An 18,053-nucleotide genomic window follows, 5' to 3' on the forward strand; every position below is an offset into this window, starting at 1 on the left:
CCCTGATCGCTCTGCGGTGTTTAGGAGTCGCCGCCGGCCTCGCCCGCCTCGGCGGCGGTCGGGTCGGTGATCTGGTACTTCGCGGCGGCCTGGGCCGCGAGCTCGGGCTTGATCTCGCCGCGGGCGGCGAGCTGCTGGAGCGCGGCGACGGCGATGGACTCGGCGTCGACGTTGAAGTGGCGGCGCAGCGCCCCGCGGGTGTCGGAGTGGCCGAAGCCGTCCGTGCCCAGCGAGGTGTAGTCGCCCGGCACCCAGCGGCTGATGAGGTCGGGTACCGACCGCATGTAGTCGCTGACGGCCACGAACGGGCCCTCGGCGCCCGAGAGCTTCTGCGTCACGTACGGGACGCGCGCCTCGGCCTCGGGGTGGCGCAGGTTCTCGCGCTCGGCCGCGATCGCGTCGCGGTTGAGCTCGGACCAGGAGGTCACCGACCACACGTCGGCGGCCACGCCCCAGTCGGAGGCGAGGAGTTCGACGGCCTTCTGCGCCCACGGCATGCCCGAACCGGAGGCGAGCAGCTGTACTCGCGGGCCTTGGCCCTCGGCTACGGAGACGCGGTGGATGCCCTTGAGGATGCCCTCGACGTCCACGTCCGCCGGCTCGGCGGGCTGGACCATCGGCTCGTTGTAGACCGTCAGGTAGTAGAAGACGTGCTCGCCGTCCTCGTACATGCGCTTGAGGCCGTCCTGGACCAGGTGGCCGATCTCGTAGCCGAACGCCGGGTCGTAGGAGAGGACCGCGGGGTTGGTGTGGGCCAGGAGGATCGAGTGCCCGTCCTCGTGCTGGAGGCCCTCGCCGTTGAGCGTGGTCCGCCCGGCCGTGGCGCCGACGAGGAAGCCGTTCGCGAGCTGGTCCGTGGCGGCCCAGATCGCGTCGGCGGTCCGCTGGAATCCGAACATCGAGTAGAAGATGTAGAACGGGATCATCGGCACCCCGAGGGTGTCGCCCGAGGTGCCCGCGGCGGTGAACGCGGCCATCGAACCGGCCTCGTTGATGCCCACGTGCATGAGCTGGCCCTGCTCGGACTCCTTGTAGGAGAGGAACAGGTCCCGGTCCACCGACAGGTACTGCTGGCCGTGCGGGGACCAGATCTTCGCCGTCGGGAACATCGCGTCCATGCCGAAGGTGCGCGCCTCGTCGGGGATGATCGGCACCCAGCGCTTGCCGATCTCCTTGTCCCGCATGAGGTCCTTGAGCAGGCGCACGAGCGCCTGGGTGGTGGCGACCTTCTGCTTGCCCGAACCGCGCTTGGTGGACTTGTACGCGTCCGTGTCCGGAAGTGCGACCGGCACCACCGAGTTGCGGCGCGAGGGGATCGCGCCGCCGAGCGCCCGGCGGCGCTCCTGGAGGTACTCGTGCTCAGGCGAGTCCTCGGCCGGCTTGACGTACGGCGGCAGGTACGGGCTCGCCTCCAGCTGCTCGTCGGTGACCGGCATGTCGAGGGCGTCGCGGAAGCCCTTGAGGTCGTCGAGCGAGAGCTTCTTCATCTGGTGGGTCGCGTTGCGGCCCTCGAAGGTCGAACCGAGCTTGTAGCCCTTGACGGTGTGCGCGAGGATGACCGTCGGCTGGCCCTCGTGCGCCATCGCGGCCCGGTAGGCGGCGTAGATCTTGCGGTCGTCGTGGCCGCCGCGCCGCAGGTCCCAGATCTGGTCGTCGGTGAGGTGCTGCGCGAGCGCCTTCGTGCGCGTGTCGCGCCCGAAGAAGTGCTCGCGGACGAACGCGCCCGACTCGGCCTTGAAGGTCTGGTAGTCGCCGTCGGGCGTGGTGTTCATGAGGTTCACCAGCGCGCCGTCGGCGTCCGCCGCCAGCAGCGGGTCCCACTCGCGGCCCCACATGACCTTGATGACGTTCCAGCCCGCGCCGCGGAAGTACGACTCCAGCTCCTGCACGATCTTGCCGTTGCCGCGCACCGGCCCGTCGAGGCGCTGGAGGTTGCAGTTGACCACGAACGTGAGGTTGTCGAGCTCGGCGCCGGCCGCGAACTGGAGCGCGCCCCGCGACTCGACCTCGTCCATCTCGCCGTCGCCCAGGAACGCCCACACCTGCTGCTGCTTGGTGTCGGCCAGGCCGCGGTCGTCCATGTAGCGGTTGAACAGCGCCTGGTAGATCGCGTTGATCGGGCCCAGGCCCATCGACACGGTCGGGAACTGCCAGTAGTCGGGCATCAGGCGCGGGTGCGGGTAGGACGGCAGGCCGCCCTGCGGCCGCGAGACCTCCTGGCGGAAGCCGTCGAGGTCGTCCTCGGTCAGCCGGCCCTCCACGAAGGAGCGGGCGTACATGCCGGGGGAGGCGTGGCCCTGGAAGAAGATCTGGTCGCCGCCGCCGGCGTGACCGCGGCCGCGGAAGAAGTGGTTGTAGCCCACCTCGTACAGGTTCGCCGCGGAGGCGTACGTGGAGATGTGGCCGCCGACGCCGATGCCGGGACGCTGCGCGCGGTGGACGGTCATCGCCGCGTTCCAGCGCACGAACGCGCGGATGCGGTGCTCGACGGCCTCGTCACCGGGGTAGTGCGGCTCGGCCTCGACGGGAATGGTGTTCACGTAGTCGGTGCTCGTGGACGCCGGAACGCCGATCTGGCGCTTGCGGGCGTGCTCGACCAGCCGCTGCATGACATAGCGGGCGCGCGTGCGCCCGCCCGCGTCGAGGAGGCCGTCGAGGGAGTCCAGCCATTCGCTGGTCTCCCCGGGGTCAGTGTCCGGTACTTGGGTCGGCAATCCGTCACTGATGGGCGGCCGGTTCTGTTCCGTGGTCACGGGCGATCCCTCGTTCTAAGACTGCGGCTTTGCAGGGTTGCTCTTGGCAGCAGAGTGTCATCGTTCTCTACCATCCTCCCCTGAATCTACCGCGAGCCTCCCCCGCCCACCCGGGTTGATGCGACCGCGCCCACACTCCCCGCCGCCGCGAACCTCCCCGACCTGCGCCGCTGCGTAGAGCACCCGTCCCGGTGAGATCACGGGCACGTGAACGAACCCGCACCGCACGGGCCCCGCGCCGTGCGACCGCTTGCCGCGACCCGCGCCCGGCGGGCGCGCGAGTGCCGAATATGCCGCACCTCATATGCTCTAGTTCATATCCTGTGGACAGCAGAGCGCCACGCTCTGGCAGCCGACCCATGGAGGGGACGAAGTGAACGCTCCGAGCAGCCCGGTGGACGTCCCGAGCGTCGTGCAGCGACTCGGTCTCGACGGCGTCGAAGCCGTCATGGAGATCGGGTTCGACACCGATGTCGACGCAGCACTGCGCACCGCCGTCATCGAAGCAGTCGGGGAACTGCTCGACGAGGACTCCGACGAGATCGTCGGTGCCGTCCTCCTGTGGTGCCGCAGCGAGGACGGCGACCTCGTCGACGTCCTCCTCGACGCCCGCGACCCGCTCGCCGACGACGGCGTCGTCTGGCTCCTCACCCCCAAGGCGGGGCGCCGCGGCCACATCGAGCCGGCCGACATCGAGGAGTCGGCCGCGCTGGCGGGCCTGAAGTCCACCAAGACCCTGAACGCCTCGCCCGACTGGGTCGCCTCCCGCATGGTCGTCGCCCGCCACTAGGGCTTGTCGCCGAGGTCCCGTCCCCGGCGGGTCCGGTGCCGTGCGCGCGCCCCTGGGGCTAACGTCGAGCGCGTCAGACCACCGAAGGCCCTCGCCGCGAGGGCCGCTGTGCAAGGAGCGCCCATGCCGATCGAGACCGGAACCCAGGCCCCCGGCTTCACCTTGAAGGACCAGAACAACCAGGAGGTCTCGCTCGCTGACTTCGTCGGCGAGAAGCACGTCCTGCTGGTCTTCTACCCGTTCGCGTTCACCGGTACGTGCGAGGGCGAGCTGTGCGGCATCCGCGACAACCTCGACTCGTTCCAGACCGACGACGTGCAGGTCCTCAGCGTCTCCGTCGACTCCCCGTTCGCCCACAAGGTCTGGGCCCAGCGCGAGGGCTTCGAGTTCCCGCTGCTGAGCGACTTCTGGCCGCACGGCGCCGTCGCCCAGGCCTACGGCGTGTTCAACGACGAGAAGGGCATGGCGAACCGCGGCACCTTCGTCATCGACAAGTCCGGCGTCGTGCGCTTCGCCGAGATGAACTTCCCCGGCGAGGGCCGCGATCTCGCCGCCTGGCAGAAGGCCCTGGACGAGGTCCAGGCCTAGCGACACCGCCGAGGGCCGCCGGGGGACCGGCGGCCCTTTCGCGTCCCCGGACGCTCCATGCGCGACAATGGGGTCACCCCAAGTGATCGGACCCCTCATGCCGCTCAAGCGCATCGCCTCCCTGGCCGTTCTGATCCTCGCCGCCTCCGGATGTTCCTGGTTCGCCTCGGAACCGGAGGACCTCTCGGAGCACGAGGTGCGGCTGAGTGACATGTTCAACGAGAGTGCGCGCCTGATCGAAGAACTCAACGCGGCCGAAGCCCGGATCATTCGCGACTGCCTTGAGGACCAGGGGTTCGCCGTCCACTTGGAGGCGGAACTGGCAATGCAGGGCGGCGGTGTCATGGACGGGAGCCTCCTCGACGGGGCGCCGCATGAGCGGTTCCTGGTCGGCGAGGACCAGGCCGCGTCCGGCGCGTACTGGCAGTGGACGAACCTGCCCGACGCGCAGGCGTCGGCCGACCCCGAACTCTGGGAGGCGAGCGAGGCGGACTCGATGGGATTGTTCGACTCCGAGGCCGAATCGGCGGTCAGGGTGTTCCTCGAACTCGACGCCGAGGACCAGTACGCCTGGTACGTCGCCTACATGGGCGAGGAGCGGGCCTCCGTGATACACGCCGACCTGATCGGCGCCGATCCCGACCCGGACGGCGACGGCGTCGTGCAATACGACGAGACCCCGCCTGGCGGCTGCTGGGGCGAGATGATCGAGGCGGTCTACGGCGGCGCGGAGGCCCATGAGGTCGAAGGCGAGGACTTCACCGACTGGACCTGGGAGCCCGAACCGCCCGTTGGGGACGGCTCCGAAATCGAGCCTTACTACCTCGAAGCCGTGGCCGAATACGAAGGTGACTTCCTCGACTGCCTCTACGACTCCGGTTGGGGCGTTTGGGAATTCCGTAAGGGCTATCTGGCGGTGAATGAGTACCTGGTCGAGGCCGGCGAGGGCGACCAGGCCAGGTGGGCCTACGAGGGCTCGCCGGGCTCGTGGCCCGAGCCGCCCGAGGACGTGCCGGACGAGGGCGACTTCGAAGGCTGGCTCGAGTTCGAGCGCGGGTTCGCGCTCGACGTGGTCGCCTGCGGGGAGTCCTCGGGCTACCGGGAGGCCGCCGAGGAGGCGTGGAAGCAGGCGCAGCTCGCGTACTACCTCCAGATCGAGGAGGAGACCTACGCCTGGCAGGAGACCATGCAGGGCCTCCTTGAGCGGGCCCAGGAGGTCATCGCGGCGTGAGGTCCGGCGGCGTCGCGGCCGCGCCCCAGGGGCTCAGGAACACGTACTGGATCATCGGATAGCGCTCGCGCAGGCGCGCCTCAGCGTCCCGGCAGGTCCGCTCGATCGCCTCGCCGGTGGCGCTGTCGCGGAAGTCGACCCTGGCCGCGACCAGGACCGACGTCGGTCCCAGTTGGAGTGTCAATAGCTCCTGGACCGATGCTATGTCCTCGGCGGTCTCCAGTTCGGCCCGGACCTCGCGGCGGAAGCGCGGCGGCAGGCTCCGTCCGACCAGGAGCGAGACGTTGGCGTGCCCGAGCAGGACCGCGACGACCAGGAGCAGCACGCCGATGAGGACCGAGGCGGTGCCGTCGTAGACCGGGTCCCCGGTGATCTCGGTGAACATGAGCCCGAGCGCGGCCAGGAGGAGGCCGATGAGCGCCGCGAGGTCTTCGAGGAACACGGCCTTGAGCGTCGTGTCCGGGGTGTGGCGCAGGAACAGCGTCGGGCGGACCTCCCAGTGGCGGGACTCGTCGCGCAGTTGCACGATGGTGCGCCCGAACGAGACGCCCTCAAGGACGAACGAGATCGCCAGGACGATGTAGGAGACCAGGAAGTCCGCCTCGCCGCCGCTGTTCATCGAGTGCACGCCGTGCGTGATGGAGAACAGGCCGCCGGCCACGAACGTGAACGCGGCCGCCAGCGCAGCCCACAGGTACGCGGTGTTGCCGTACCCGAAGGGGTGCGCCTCGTCGGCGGGCTTGGCGCTGTTGCGCAGCGCGACGTAGAGCATGAGTTCGGTGACGGTGTCGGCGGCGGAGTGGGCGGCCTCGGAGACCATCGCGGCCGAGCCGGAGACGACGCCGGCGACGAGTTTGGCGGCGGCGATGGCGAAGTTCATCAGTGCCGCCACGAGCACCGTCAGGACGCTCTCCGACTTGACCTCGACCGCTTCGTTCACTCTGCGAGCCTATGCGAGCGTGGGCCTTCGGGCGGGCGGGTTCGAGCAGCACCCGCCGCCCGGATCGCGGGCGGCGGGCGCTGCGGCGGTCAGGACCCTTCGAGGAATCCCCACTCGCCGACGTTGGAGAAGACCCGCATGGTGGTTGCCCAGTTGTCGCGGACGTTCACCACGTCCTCATCGACCATGACCAGCGCGGGTGTCCACGCGAGCGGCAGCTGCACGGCCTCGTCGAGGGAGATCTGCGCGGCCTGGTTGTTGAGTTCGGCGGCCCGGTCGCGGTCGAGGGTGGTGGCGAGTTCGGCGGCGATGGCGTCGACTTCGTCGTTCTGGAACCCGGTGTGGTTGCCCTCGCCCCAGTAGTCGGCGGCGGAGGAGGCGAAGAGCGGGGTCTCGATCCAGGAGAACTGGATGAGGTCCCAGTCCTTCTCCTCCAGGACGGTGTTGAGCTCGCCGGCGGGGATCGGGTCGGTGTTCACCTCGATGCCGAGTTCGCCCAGGTAGGTGATGACGAGGTCCTGGATGATCGGCGTGAACGCGTTGCCTTCGATGCCGGTGCGGTAGCGCAGCGAGACGGCCTCGCCTTCGGGGGTGAGGAGCTGGTCGCCGTCCCAGGTGTACCCCGCCTCTTCGAGGAGGGCGCGGGCGGCGTCGAGGTCGCCCGAGCCGAGTCCCGAGTCGCCGATCTGGTCGGTGAAGTACTCCGAGTCGGGTCGGAAGAGGACGTTCCGCATGGTCTCGACGTCCTCGTAGGCGGTGCCGTAGGCGCGCTGGTTGATCTCGTCGGCGTCGAGGGCGGTGAAGACGGCGCGGCGCAGGGCCTCGTCGGACAGGAACGGGTTGTCGAGGTTCGCGTCGATGTGGGACCAGCCCGACTGCGGGGCGACGGTGAACTTGAGGCCTTCCTCTCCCGCGAGGAGGTCGAGCACCTCGGGGTCGAAGCTGGAGGGCGCGGCCCCGTCGACGGTGCCCTGGCGCAGTTCGGTGACCATCGCGTCGGCGCCCTCGATGTACTTGAGGGTCAGGGAGTCGAGCGTGGACTGCTGGGAGCCGGTCCACTCCTCGTTGGGCACGTACTTGGCGTAGTCGCCGAGGACGCCCTCGACCATGCGGAACGGTCCGGCGCTGTAGTCGAGCGGCGGGTTCTCGGAGAAGTCGCGCACGGAGGCGGCCATCTCCTCGGGGTCGGTGCGCCAGTTCGGGTAGCCGCGGGCCTCGGCGATGTGGGCGGGGTGGGTGATGACGCCGGCGGCGTACCACTCGGCGTCGAGGTAGCCGTCCTCGTAGGTCACGACGATGGCGCCGTCCTCGGCCGTCTCGATGGAGGCGACGTTCGAGCCCCAGTCGGTGGCGGGCACGCACGCGGCGCACTGGGCGTCGTCGGTGGAGGTGGCCCGCTGCTGCCACAGGAAGTCGTCGATGCCGATCGGGGTGCCCTCGCCCCAGGTCGCGCCGTCTTTGAGGTGGTAGGCGACGGTGAGGGGCGCTTCGGAGAGGAGTTCGGGGCCTTCGGCGTAGATGCCGTCGTTGTAGTGGATCTCGCCGGCCTGGTCGAAGGTGAACACCGAGGGGCGCAGGGGCTGGTTGATGATCGAGGTGGCGAGGCTGGAGCCGTAGATGTCGGCCTGTCCCCAGGCCTCCCACCTGCCGTCGACGGCCCACACGAGGTCGCCGCCGTCCTTGCGGGGGCCGGAGTTGCAGGTGGTGGGCTCGGTCTGGCAGTCCTCGAAACCGACGCCGGTCTCGGTCCCCTCCTCGCCGCCGCCGCACGCGGTGACCGCCAGGGTGAGGGCGGCCGCGATCGCGACGAGGGTCTTCGTCAGGGCGCCGTGGTGGGGCGCCTTGGTCTCGGGCATGGCTCGTGCCTTTCGCAATGGTTTGGGGGGTGCCTGATGGGCACGAACCAGACGGTAGCCCTCTCGCACAGGAAAGTCAATTAAATCTATAGGAGTACTCGGATACATCACATGCGCCGTCGCCGGTGCCTCCCGACGGCCTCCGGTCAGGCCGAGCCCGCCCCGCGAAACAGGCGATTTCAGGTGAAAAGCATACGGACTCAAGCCGATCCGAGCCACCCTCACTTGCTCGCCCGCGGTAACCTGGACGCATGATGTTCAACGAAACGAGCACCTCAGGTTCATGACGGCGGCCGACGAGCGCAGTGCGCTCGAAGCCCGAACCGTCCCCGTCCATCACCGCGTCCGCGAACTTCTCGCACGCTTCCCCAAAGGCCCGCTTCCCGACGGCGAAGTCAAGGCCCTCGGCGAATCCCTCGCTTCGAAGGCTCAACGCCCGAACCGCGGCCCGCTTCCCGAAGGCGTCCCGGACCGCGAGCGCCGGTCGCTGAGCGGCGCGGCCCGCCAACGGGCCTTCGCTGAATCCCAGGCCGAACTCGCCGCGATCATCCATGCCGCCGCCCCCTTCGCGCCCGACGACCTGCGCCGCCTCGGCGAGCGCCTGCGCGAGGCCACACCTTTCCCGGGCGTCCCTCGCGCCCTCGGCGACCTCGACCTCACCTCCGACGAACGCGACACGATCGCGGAGTACCTGGTGCGCAACGGTGTCGGTCTCACCGAGGTCCAGGTCGGACTCGGCCTTACCACCCCGGCCGCGCGCCACGCCGAGGCGATCCGGGAGGTGGCCCTCGTCGGCATGAATCTCCAAGGCGAGGCGGTCACCGCCCTCTCCCGGCTCCCCAATGCCGCCATCCACCTCTACTGGGCCTCGAAGCGGGCAGCAGGCTCACGCGGCCGCTGGTTCTGCCACGTCCTGGGCGACCTGCCGATCGAGGCGATCGAAGACCTCCTCGACACACTCGTGCCCGTCGAGACCGCCCTCCTCGCACTCGACCTCACCGAGCACACCCGGCGCCCGTCCTGGTTCCCCGGGCACCGGCGCTTCGCCGCCGCCCTCGCCGAAGTCGCGCGCCGCGTCCCCGACATGGCGGCGCGGCGCGGGGCCCTGATCCGCACCGTCAAGGCGCTCGACGCGATCCGGTATGGACCGTGCGCCCTGCTCGGCTTCGCGCCCGGCGAGCGCGAGGCGACCGTGGCGCGGCTGCGGTCGGCGCTCGCCTCGGACGCGGCGCTGGCCGCCGTCCGCGAGGGCCTGGCGGCCGACCCGGACGACGCCGAACTCATCTGGCTCCACCGCGAGATCGAGACCGCGCGCCGGACCGACCTCCCCGACTTCGTCCCCGGCTTCGCGCTCCGAGTCACCGTCGCGGGGCCGAACGGCTTCGACGGCGTGCGCCTCCATGCGCTCGTGGACGGCGTCCCGGTCGCCGCACAGCGCTTCCGCCGCGGCGGCGCCGAGGAGCCCGAACGGCTGTTGGGCGAGGACACCGGACTGGCCGCCGCGGTCGAGTCCCACGAAGTCCGCCTGGCCGTGGCCGACTGCGACGAGGCCTGCTGCGGCTCCCTGCGGGCCCGCATCCGCCGCGACGACGCCTCAGGCCTGGTCGAATGGGAGGTCTGGAACACCAACAACCCGGAGGGGACCCTCGAACTCCTCGCCTTCCCGGCCGCCGCGTACGACGCCGAGGTCGCACGCGCACAGGCTGATCGCTCGTGGGAATGGCCCGCCCGCCGCGCCGCCCGGGTGCTGCGCGAACGCCTGCGGTCCGAACCGGACCTGCTGACCCGGTGGGACGACCGAGCCGGATGGATCGGGGCGTGGAACCGGGAGCGCTCGACGCTCCGGGTCACTTTCACCCACCCCGACCGGCCCTACACCTCCACCGAGCCGTGGCTCCAGTTCGTCAAGGAGTTCACGGTCCCCGACGACGTCGACACCGACGACGAATCGATCGACGCGTTCGTGGACGGCCTCACCGATCGCCTGCGCACCACCGATCCGAAGACGTTCTTCCGCGTCGCGGGCGGCAGCCGCGAGCACGCCGAAGCGCTCGGCTACACCTGGCCCGAACGACGCTGACCGGTTGGCCCCCGCCGCGCGGTGGGGGCCAACCGCCTACGGCGCCAGTCGGAACGCCGGCACGAGCAGCTTCTCGGCGTCGACCCCGCCGACCGGGGGCACGCCCTCGACGGTGAACCCGAAGCAGCTCGCCAGGGCCTCGTTGCCGAGGTCGAGCGGATGGAACGGCAGCGGGTACTCGGGGGCGTGGTCCATCGCGCGGTACCCGGCCCAGAACGGCGCCTCGAACGGGAAGTGCTCGCCGAGGTCGTCCATGACCCCCGAGTCCGGGGACAGGCTCAGCGACCGCCGCAGCTCCCCGCCCTCCCACACCGCGAACGCGCCGAAGTCGACCACGCTGTGCATGAACACCCCGTACGCGTCGCCGCTCGGCGAGAGGTCCGCGATCCACGCCGACAGGTCGGACGGCCGGTCCAGCGCGAGGTCCTGGTGGGCGACCAGGTCGAACCCGGGGAAGCACCCCGCGACGACCGTTCCCCTCTCGGGCCAGACCGCCTCGCTCAGCGGGCGCGGTTCGAGCGCGGCCACCGGGCCGCCGAGAAGCTCGGCGGCCAGCAGCGTCGACCGCTCCATGTCGGGCTCGGGCAGTGCCCGCAGCGCGTCGGCGGGCAGGCCCTCGCCGAGGTAGACGACGGCGGACTTCGATCCCATGACTGACCTTCCGGGTGGTTCGTGCTTCGCCGGAACGGTACGCCCCGCCACCGACATGCCGTCCCCCTCGCCGCAGACCGCCGCCGCGGCCCACCGAAGCCGGTAATGTCCGGTTCATGCAGATATCGAGGCTTCGGTTCGGTGTGCCGGTCGTGCTCCTCGCCGCGTTCGCGGCACTCGGTCCGCCGCCCGCGCCGGTCGCCGCCCAAGCGGCCGGGGGCGGGACGCTCCTGGTCGCCGAACCGTTCACCGGCGCCGCCGCCGATCCGCGCTTCCAGGGGTTCGGGTCGGCGTGCCTCACGGGCGCGCCCGCCGCCGGAGGCCTCGGCGACGGGCTGCACCCGCTGGCGGCCTGCGGGGCCGACCGGGTCGGCCCCGTCCCGCCCGCAGGCGGCGCGCCGTTCGGGTTCCTCGAACTCACCGACGCCGCGAACGACCAGGCGGGCGCCGTCCTCTTCGACCAGGCCCTCCCGGCCGTCGAGGGGCTGGAGGTCACCTTCGACCAGTACCAGTACGGCTCCACCACGCCCGACGCGCCCGCCGACGGGATCTCGTTCTTCCTCGTCGACGGCGCCGGCGGCCTCTCCGCGCCCGGCGCGTTCGGCGGCAGCCTCGGCTACGCCCAGAAGGAACCCGGCTTCACCGCCGACCCGCCCTTCATCCCCGGCGTCGACAACGGCTACCTCGGCATCGGCCTCGACGTGCTCGGCAACTACTTCGGCGACTGGGAGCGGCGCGGCGACGGCTGCGCGACGCCCTCCCCCTCCGGCACCGCCTTTTACGTGCCCGCCCCCGGCGAGAACATGGTGACCGTCCGCGGCCCCGGCGACGGCACCGAAGGCTACTGCTTCCTCACCGCCACCACCGACAACCTCACGAGCACCGGCCCGTGGAACTCCACGCTCCCCGGCGAGCTCCACGGCCCGCTCACCGCCCTCCCGCCCGGCGCCGACGCCGAGGAGGCCGCGGCGCTGCTGGAGCCCTCCAAGCGGACCGTGACCGTGCGCATCAGCCCCGCGCCCGCACCGCACGTGACCGTCGACGTCGACTTCCACGACGGCGCCGGGCCCGTCCAGGTCATCGACTTCCCCGCGCCCGAACCGGTGCCCGAGACCTACAAGTTCGGGTTCGCGGCCTCCACCGGCCTCTTCACCGATGTGCACCTCATCGGCGGCCTCACCGTCCGCTCCGAGCGGCCCCTGCCGATGCTCGAACTCGTCAAGGAGGCCGGCGCCGAACGCGCCTACGCGCCCGGCGAGACCGTCGAGTACACGTACACGCTCCGCAACACCACCGGCGTCACCGTGCCCGACGTCGCAGTCGTCGACGACCGCATCGCCGACCTCGACTGCGAGGCGACGACCCTCGCCCCGGCCGGCGCCGAAGGCGACACCGTCACCTGCACCGGCGCCTACCCGGTGACCGACGCCGACGCCGAGGCGGGCGAGGTCACCAACACCGCCGAGGCGACCGGCGACGGCGGCCGCGTCGTCTCCAACGCCGCGAGCGTGACCGTCGCCGTCGCGCCCGGAGGCGAACCGGGCGAACCGGGGGAGGAGCCGGGCCTGGCCGAGACGGGCCCCTCGCCCGCCGCCGCGGCCCTGCTCGCCCTCGCGCTCGCCGCCGCGGGCCTCGCGCTGCTCCGCTCCACCCGCCGCGCCGCCTGAGAATCCGAGGGCGCCGCCCACCGCGGCGGCGCCCTCGCCCTCGGGCCCGAAAACGTGCCCTGAACCACCGAAAGCGCTCGTCAGCGCCCCTGCGACAGGACCCTCCGACCGGCTCCGGAATCCGAACGAACGTCGCCTCCGACCGACCGTTCGGAGTGAAACTCGCCGGAGTCACGCGTCGCACGGTCCGGGCGTTGCGGCTTCGCCCTTCCGGAGGGATACCGTTCAAGGATGAACTACCGCTATCTCTCCACCGACGACGCCGACGCCGTCCTCGAATCGAAGCACCCCCAGGCGCGGCGACTGCCCGCCCTGTCGGACCTGCTCGAGGGCGACCTGCTGTGGGACCAGCCGGCCCGGACGCTGGTGTACGTCGTCGACTCGTGGATCGACGGCATGGGCTACGGCCGGCGCCTGCACACCTGCGCCGCCTGGAACGTCACCGGTGACAAGGACCTCGCCTTCGGCTTCTCCAAGGCCGCCAAGACCGCCGATCCCGACCTCGTGACCGCCGCCGCCGACGAGATCCTCGACATCGTCGCGGCCGGCGTCGCCGCCGCCGACGACGCCGCCGCCTCGGCCGCGATCACCGCCGTCCTGCACAGCGGCCTCGCCGAATCGCCTTCCCGCAAGCCGATGTTCGCCGCGCTCCGGGCCCAGCAGGCCGCGCGCACCGTCGCCGGCTGACCCGACGCCGCCGAGGCGCCCCGGGGACCGCACCGGTCCCCGGGACGCCGCCGGGCTACCATCGAAGGCGGGTCCCCGCGATCGGGACCGCGGACGAGGGAGCAGTACCCGCACCACGACAAGACTGCCAACGGAATCGAGGCAGTCGTCATGGCATGGGTCGTACTCGTCGCCGCGGGAGCGTTGGAGGCCGTCTGGGCCGCCGCGCTGTCCGCCTCCAAGGGCTTCAAACGCCCCAAGCCCACCATCATCTTCTTCGCCGCCATGGCCCTGAGCATGGCCGGCCTCGCCTGGGCCATGTCCGACCTGCCCACCGGCACCGCCTACGCGGTGTGGGTGGGCGTCGGCGCCTCCCTCACCCTCCTGTGGGGCTTCGCCACCGGCGAGGAGCGCCCCACCGTCGCCCGCTCCCTCCTCCTGATCCTCCTCATCGGCTCGGTCATCGGCCTCAAGGCGGTGAGCTGACATGCCGTGGATCGTCCTGCTCGCCAGCGCCGTCCTCGAAGCGGTCTGGGCCACCGCCCTCGGCGCCTCCGAGGGCCTCACGCGCCCCCTGCCGACCGCCGTGTTCCTCCTCGCGCTGGCCGCGAGCATGGCCGGGCTCGGCTGGGTCGTCAAGCACCTGCCGATCGGCACCGCGTACGCGGTGTGGGTCGGCGTCGGGGCGGCGCTCACCGTCGTCTACGCGATGGCGACGGGCGCCGAGGAGGTCTCGGCGGGCAAGGCCGTGTTCCTCGCGGGGATCGTCGCGGCCGTGATCGGACTCAAGCTCGTGTCGCACGACAAGGGTGAGGTTCAGCGCCGCTCCGAGCGCTCCTGACCGGGCCCGCGGCGCGGGCGCTCCGGCCGAAGGGGACGGTCCGCGAGGCCCCGTTCGGGGTTTCGCGAACCGGAAGAACAAATGCGAAATGGACTTCCGGTATTGCCTTCACGACGTGCGCTGTATATACTTCTACTCACAATTGAATCGATTCATTTCGATCTGTCAATGCCAGCGCACCGTGTCGACCCGGCATGCTCACGGTGCCGCCCTCCGCCGGCCCCGGCGGACTCCACCCTCACGATCCACACCAGCGGAGCGATCATGCGCACTACCCGAAACCGGCGGCTGCGAAGCCTGTCGGTCCTCACGGCGGCATGCCTCACGGCCGTCGCCGTCCCCCTCGCGGCCAACGTCGCCGCCCAGGCGGCCACCGGCTGCGAAGTCGCCTACACCGTCGTGAACGAATGGCCCGGCGGCTACACCGCGAGCGTCAAGGCCACCAACCTCGGCGACGCCCTCTCCTCGTGGGAGGTCGACTGGCAGTTCGCGACCGGACAGCAGGTCACCAACTACTGGAACGCCGAGATCGACCAGTCAGGCACCTCGGTCACCGCCTCCAACGTCAGCTACAACGCGAGCCTCGCCTCCGGCGCCTCCGTCGAGTTCGGGTTCAACGGCACCTTCACCGCCTCGAACCCGGTCCCGGGCGCCTTCAGCCTCAACGGCGTCGCCTGCGACGGCTCCTCCGGCGAGCCCAGCTCCGACGACCCGACCTCCGACGAGCCCACCGACGACCCGACAGGCGAACCCGGCCAGGGCGGCGACGGACGCTACGAGGTCGAGGCGCTCACGCGCGGCGTCACCGTCGTCCCCTCCGGCTCGGGCCGCCTCGTCTCCTGGCGCCTGCTCGGCACCGACCCCGAGAACGTCGCCTTCAACGTCTACCGCGACGGCACGAAGCTCAACTCCTCGCCGATCACCGGCGCCACCAACTACCTCGACACCGGCGGCAACGGCACCTACACGGTGCGGTCGGTCGTCAACGGCACCGAGGGCGCCGCCTCGGGCGTCGAGGCGACCTTCAACTCCAGCGGCTACCTCGACGTCCCGATCCAGCGGCCCGCGGGCGGCACCACGCCCTCGGGCGAGGCCTACACCTACTCGGCCAACGACATGAGCACCGCCGACCTCGACGGCGACGGCGACTACGAGCTCATCGTCAAGTGGGACCCCTCGAACGCGAAGGACAACTCGCAGTCCGGCTACACCGGGAACGTGTACGTCGACGCCTACCGGCTCGACGGCACACGTCTGTGGCGGATCGACCTGGGCCGCAACATCAGGGCCGGCGCGCACTACACCCAGTTCCAGGCCTTCGACTACGACGGCGACGGCGAGGCGGAGATCGCCATGAAGACCGCCGACGGCACCCGCGACGGCCAGAACACCGTCATCGGCTCCTCCAGCGCCGACTACCGCAACTCCTCGGGCTACATCCTCTCCGGACCCGAGTACCTGACGATCTTCAACGGCCGCACCGGCGCCGCGATGGACACCGTCAACTACAACCCGGCCCGCGGCACGGTCTCCTCGTGGGGCGACAGCTACGGCAACCGCGTGGACCGCTTCCTCGCCGGAACGGCCTACCTCGACGGCGCTACGCCGTCGATGATCTTCGCGCGCGGCTACTACACGCGCTCGGTGATCTGGGCCGTCGACTGGAACGGCTCCGACCTCACCTCGCGGTGGACCTTCGACTCCAACAGCGCCGGTTCGCAGTACACCGGACAGGGCGCGCACAGCCTCTCGATCGCCGACCTCAACGGCGACGGCAACCAGGACGTCGTCTACGGTGCGATGGCGGTCGGCTCCAACGGCCAGGCGCTGTGGAACACCGGCTTCGGCCACGGCGACGCCCTGCACGTCTCGGACTTCGTGCCCAGTCGCGCCGGGCAGGAGGTGTTCATGGTCCACGAGGACGGCAGCAAGCCCTCGTCGAGCCTGAACGGCTCCAACGGATCGATCCTGTTCCAGACGAGCCCCAGCGGCGACAACGGGCGCGGCGTGGCCGCGAACGTCCTGGCGAGCAACCCCGGCGCGGAGTACTGGTCCTCGGCCGTCTCGGGCCTGCTCAACGCCTCCGGCGCCAACGTCGGCTCCAAGCCCGCCTCGGCGAACTTCCTCTCCTGGTGGGACGGCGACGGCGAGCGCGAGCTGCTCGACGGCACGCAGATCACCAACTACCCGTCCGGGACGCTGCTCTCGGGCTCCGGCGTCGCCTCGAACAACGGCACGAAATCCACGCCGGGCCTGTCGGCCGACCTGTTCGGCGACTGGCGCGAAGAGGTCGTCTGGCGCACCAGCGACAGCTCCGCGCTCAGGATCTACGCCACCCCGCACCAGACGAACCTGCGCATCCCGACCCTGATGCACGACATCCAGTACCGGGTCGCCATCGCCTGGCAGAACACCGCTTACAACCAGCCGCCGCACCCGAGCTTCTACATCGGCTCGGACGTCACGGCCTACCCCTGGCCCGACATCCACACCCCGTAGCGACCGGTCGGGGCGGGCCGAGGGGCCCGCCCCGCTCCGGCGGGCCGGATAGGGTGGGGCCGATGGGACCACGAGCAGCCGACGGTTCCGCCGGCGACGCCGACTACGGACGCATCGGCGCGGGCTACCGCGACCACCGCCTCCCCGAACCCGAGTTCGCGCGGGCGATCCTCACCGCGCTCGGCCCCGCGCGCACCGTCGTCAACGTCGGCGCGGGCGCCGGCTCCTACGAGCCCGCCGACCGCGAGGTCACCCCCGTCGAGCCCTCCGCGTCGATGCGCGCCCAACGGCCCGCGCACCTCGCGCCCGCGGTCGACGCGACCGCCGAGGCCCTGCCGTTCCCCGACGACGCCTTCGACGCCGCGATGACCTCCTTCTCGGCCCACCAGTGGCGCGACCTCGAAGCGGGCCTCGCCGAACTGCGGCGTGTAGCCCGCGGCCCCGTCGTCGTCCTCACCTGCGACCCCGAGCTCATGGAGCGGTACTGGCTCGCCGAGTACGCGCCCGAAGTCCTCGCCGGCGGCGCCCGCCGCTACCCCTCGGTCGACCGCCTCGCCGCGGGCCTGGGCGGCACCGTCGACGTCACGCCCCTGCCGATCCCCCTCGCCTGCACCGACGGCTTCGGCGAGGCCTACTACGGCCGCCCCGAGAAGTTCCTCGACCCCGCGGTGCGAAAAGCCATGTCCTCGTGGAGCTTCATCACCGAACCCGCCGCCGACCGCGCCGTGGCCCGCCTCCGCGCCGACCTCGCCGACGGCACCTGGGACGACCGCCACGGCCACCTGCGCACCACCCCCCACTACAAGGGCTCCCTGATCCTCCTGACCGCGACCCCCTGACGGCGATCTCTTAACGGCTCAGCCGCGCGGGATGTCCTTGCCGGTGGGGCGGTACTCGGCGAGGACGATGCGGCCGTCCAGGACGCGGTGGTCGACCAGTTCGAGGTCGGCGGCGGCGACGTCGGCGAAGGCGCGGTCGCGCCCCGCGTCGCCCGCGAAGAGCGGGAAGGTGAGGACGCGGAGGCGGTCGACCAGGCCCGCGCCGAGGAGCTGGCCGACGAGCGAGAGGCTGCCCCAGGTGCGGATCGGGGCGCCGCCGTCGGCCTTCATCGCCGCGACGTCGGCCACCAGGTCGGCGGCGATCGCCGTGTTCGGCCAGGGGACCTCGGTGAGGGTCGTGGAGACGACGGTCTTGTCCAAGGCCATCGTCGACTCGTAGGTGTCGCCCCAGGCCGCGGCGGGCAGCGCCGCGAAGGCCTCGTAGGTGCGCCGGCCCATGACGACGCGCTGGGGGAGCGCGCCCTCGGCCTCGGTCCATGCGCCGAGGTCGGGGCCGAAATAGCCGAAGTACCCGGGCAGTCCGTCGCTCCCGGCCCAGCCGTCGACGGAGATGAAGAGATCGGCGCTCAGCGTGGTCGCCATGATGCGGTCCTCTCGTGGTAGTTGGACTTCACTCACTGAACCATACTTCAAAATATGAAGTCAAGTGGTA

At 71.0% G+C, this 18,053-nt stretch carries 15 protein-coding genes and 1 riboswitch; of the genes, 10 read left to right on the plus strand and 5 right to left on the minus strand.

Translation table 11 applies throughout. The annotated features are described in order from the left end of the window. Positions 1 to 20: 20 nt before the first annotated feature. Positions 21 to 2,753 carry a pyruvate dehydrogenase (acetyl-transferring), homodimeric type gene (gene aceE, locus E9998_RS12605; protein ID WP_136530047.1) on the minus strand — a complete coding sequence of 911 codons (2,733 nt, stop codon included), beginning with the start codon at positions 2,751 to 2,753 and terminating at the stop codon, positions 21 to 23. A gap of 373 nt (positions 2,754 to 3,126) precedes the next feature. On the opposite strand from aceE, the gene E9998_RS12610 reads away from it, so the two are divergent. From E9998_RS12610 to E9998_RS12620, 3 genes are all read left to right on the plus strand, one after another. After that, positions 3,127 to 3,543, plus strand: coding sequence for a DUF3052 domain-containing protein (locus E9998_RS12610; protein ID WP_136530048.1), 417 nt, complete (start codon positions 3,127 to 3,129; stop codon positions 3,541 to 3,543). A 123-nt stretch (positions 3,544 to 3,666) separates the two neighbouring features. Continuing rightward, positions 3,667 to 4,131: a peroxiredoxin gene (locus tag E9998_RS12615; RefSeq protein WP_136530049.1), complete on the plus strand. Its 465-nt coding sequence runs from the start codon at positions 3,667 to 3,669 to the stop codon at positions 4,129 to 4,131. 82 nt (positions 4,132 to 4,213) lie between these two features. Then, complete coding sequence (locus tag E9998_RS12620; protein WP_136530050.1) at positions 4,214 to 5,362, plus strand: hypothetical protein; 1,149 nt, start codon at positions 4,214 to 4,216, stop codon at positions 5,360 to 5,362. Here E9998_RS12620 and E9998_RS12625 read toward each other — a convergent pair. Together E9998_RS12625 and E9998_RS12630 are read right to left on the minus strand one after the other, a co-directional pair. Beyond that, complete coding sequence (locus E9998_RS12625) at positions 5,349 to 6,302, minus strand: cation diffusion facilitator family transporter (RefSeq protein WP_204745413.1); 954 nt, start codon at positions 6,300 to 6,302, stop codon at positions 5,349 to 5,351. The genes E9998_RS12620 and E9998_RS12625 overlap by 14 nt on opposite strands. A gap of 89 nt (positions 6,303 to 6,391) precedes the next feature. Beyond that, positions 6,392 to 8,158, minus strand: coding sequence for an ABC transporter substrate-binding protein (locus E9998_RS12630; protein ID WP_158299790.1), 1,767 nt, complete (start codon positions 8,156 to 8,158; stop codon positions 6,392 to 6,394). Between the two features lie 283 nt (positions 8,159 to 8,441). On the opposite strand from E9998_RS12630, the gene E9998_RS12635 reads away from it, so the two are divergent. After that, on the plus strand, positions 8,442 to 10,238 hold the full coding sequence (locus tag E9998_RS12635) for a hypothetical protein (RefSeq protein ID WP_136530052.1): 1,797 nt from the start codon (positions 8,442 to 8,444) through the stop codon (positions 10,236 to 10,238). A gap of 36 nt (positions 10,239 to 10,274) precedes the next feature. Here the strand turns inward: E9998_RS12635 and E9998_RS12640 are convergent, their stop codons facing one another. Beyond that, complete coding sequence (locus E9998_RS12640; RefSeq protein WP_136530053.1) at positions 10,275 to 10,889, minus strand: DUF6928 family protein; 615 nt, start codon at positions 10,887 to 10,889, stop codon at positions 10,275 to 10,277. 116 nt (positions 10,890 to 11,005) lie between these two features. Between E9998_RS12640 and E9998_RS12645 the strand changes: the two genes are divergently transcribed. The 6 genes from E9998_RS12645 to E9998_RS12670 all read left to right on the plus strand — a co-directional run bounded on the left by E9998_RS12645 (position 11,006) and on the right by E9998_RS12670 (position 17,401). Beyond that, positions 11,006 to 12,556, plus strand: a complete 1,551-nt coding sequence (locus E9998_RS12645; protein WP_136530054.1) for a DUF7507 domain-containing protein — start codon at positions 11,006 to 11,008, stop codon at positions 12,554 to 12,556. A gap of 231 nt (positions 12,557 to 12,787) precedes the next feature. Next, complete coding sequence (locus E9998_RS12650) at positions 12,788 to 13,243, plus strand: hypothetical protein (protein ID WP_136530055.1); 456 nt, start codon at positions 12,788 to 12,790, stop codon at positions 13,241 to 13,243. A 66-nt stretch (positions 13,244 to 13,309) separates the two neighbouring features. Continuing rightward, a riboswitch (guanidine-III (ykkC-III) riboswitch) is annotated at positions 13,310 to 13,375 on the plus strand. Between the two features lie 18 nt (positions 13,376 to 13,393). Further along, complete coding sequence (locus tag E9998_RS12655) at positions 13,394 to 13,708, plus strand: DMT family transporter (RefSeq protein WP_136530056.1); 315 nt, start codon at positions 13,394 to 13,396, stop codon at positions 13,706 to 13,708. A gap of 1 nt (position 13,709) precedes the next feature. Beyond that, positions 13,710 to 14,063 carry a DMT family transporter gene (locus E9998_RS12660; protein WP_136530057.1) on the plus strand — a complete coding sequence of 118 codons (354 nt, stop codon included), beginning with the start codon at positions 13,710 to 13,712 and terminating at the stop codon, positions 14,061 to 14,063. Positions 14,064 to 14,327: 264 nt separating this feature from the next. Then, positions 14,328 to 16,562, plus strand: coding sequence for a rhamnogalacturonan lyase family protein (locus E9998_RS12665; RefSeq protein ID WP_136530058.1), 2,235 nt, complete (start codon positions 14,328 to 14,330; stop codon positions 16,560 to 16,562). A gap of 62 nt (positions 16,563 to 16,624) precedes the next feature. Then, on the plus strand, positions 16,625 to 17,401 hold the full coding sequence (locus tag E9998_RS12670; RefSeq protein ID WP_136530059.1) for a class I SAM-dependent methyltransferase: 777 nt from the start codon (positions 16,625 to 16,627) through the stop codon (positions 17,399 to 17,401). 18 nt (positions 17,402 to 17,419) lie between these two features. Here E9998_RS12670 and E9998_RS12675 read toward each other — a convergent pair whose 3' ends face one another. Continuing rightward, positions 17,420 to 17,983: a dihydrofolate reductase family protein gene (locus tag E9998_RS12675; protein ID WP_136530060.1), complete on the minus strand. Its 564-nt coding sequence runs from the start codon at positions 17,981 to 17,983 to the stop codon at positions 17,420 to 17,422. Positions 17,984 to 18,053: the final 70 nt, after the last annotated feature.

This window comes from Glycomyces paridis, assembly GCF_004912155.1.
GTDB classification, from domain to species: Bacteria; Actinomycetota; Actinomycetes; order Mycobacteriales; family Micromonosporaceae; genus Glycomyces; species Glycomyces paridis.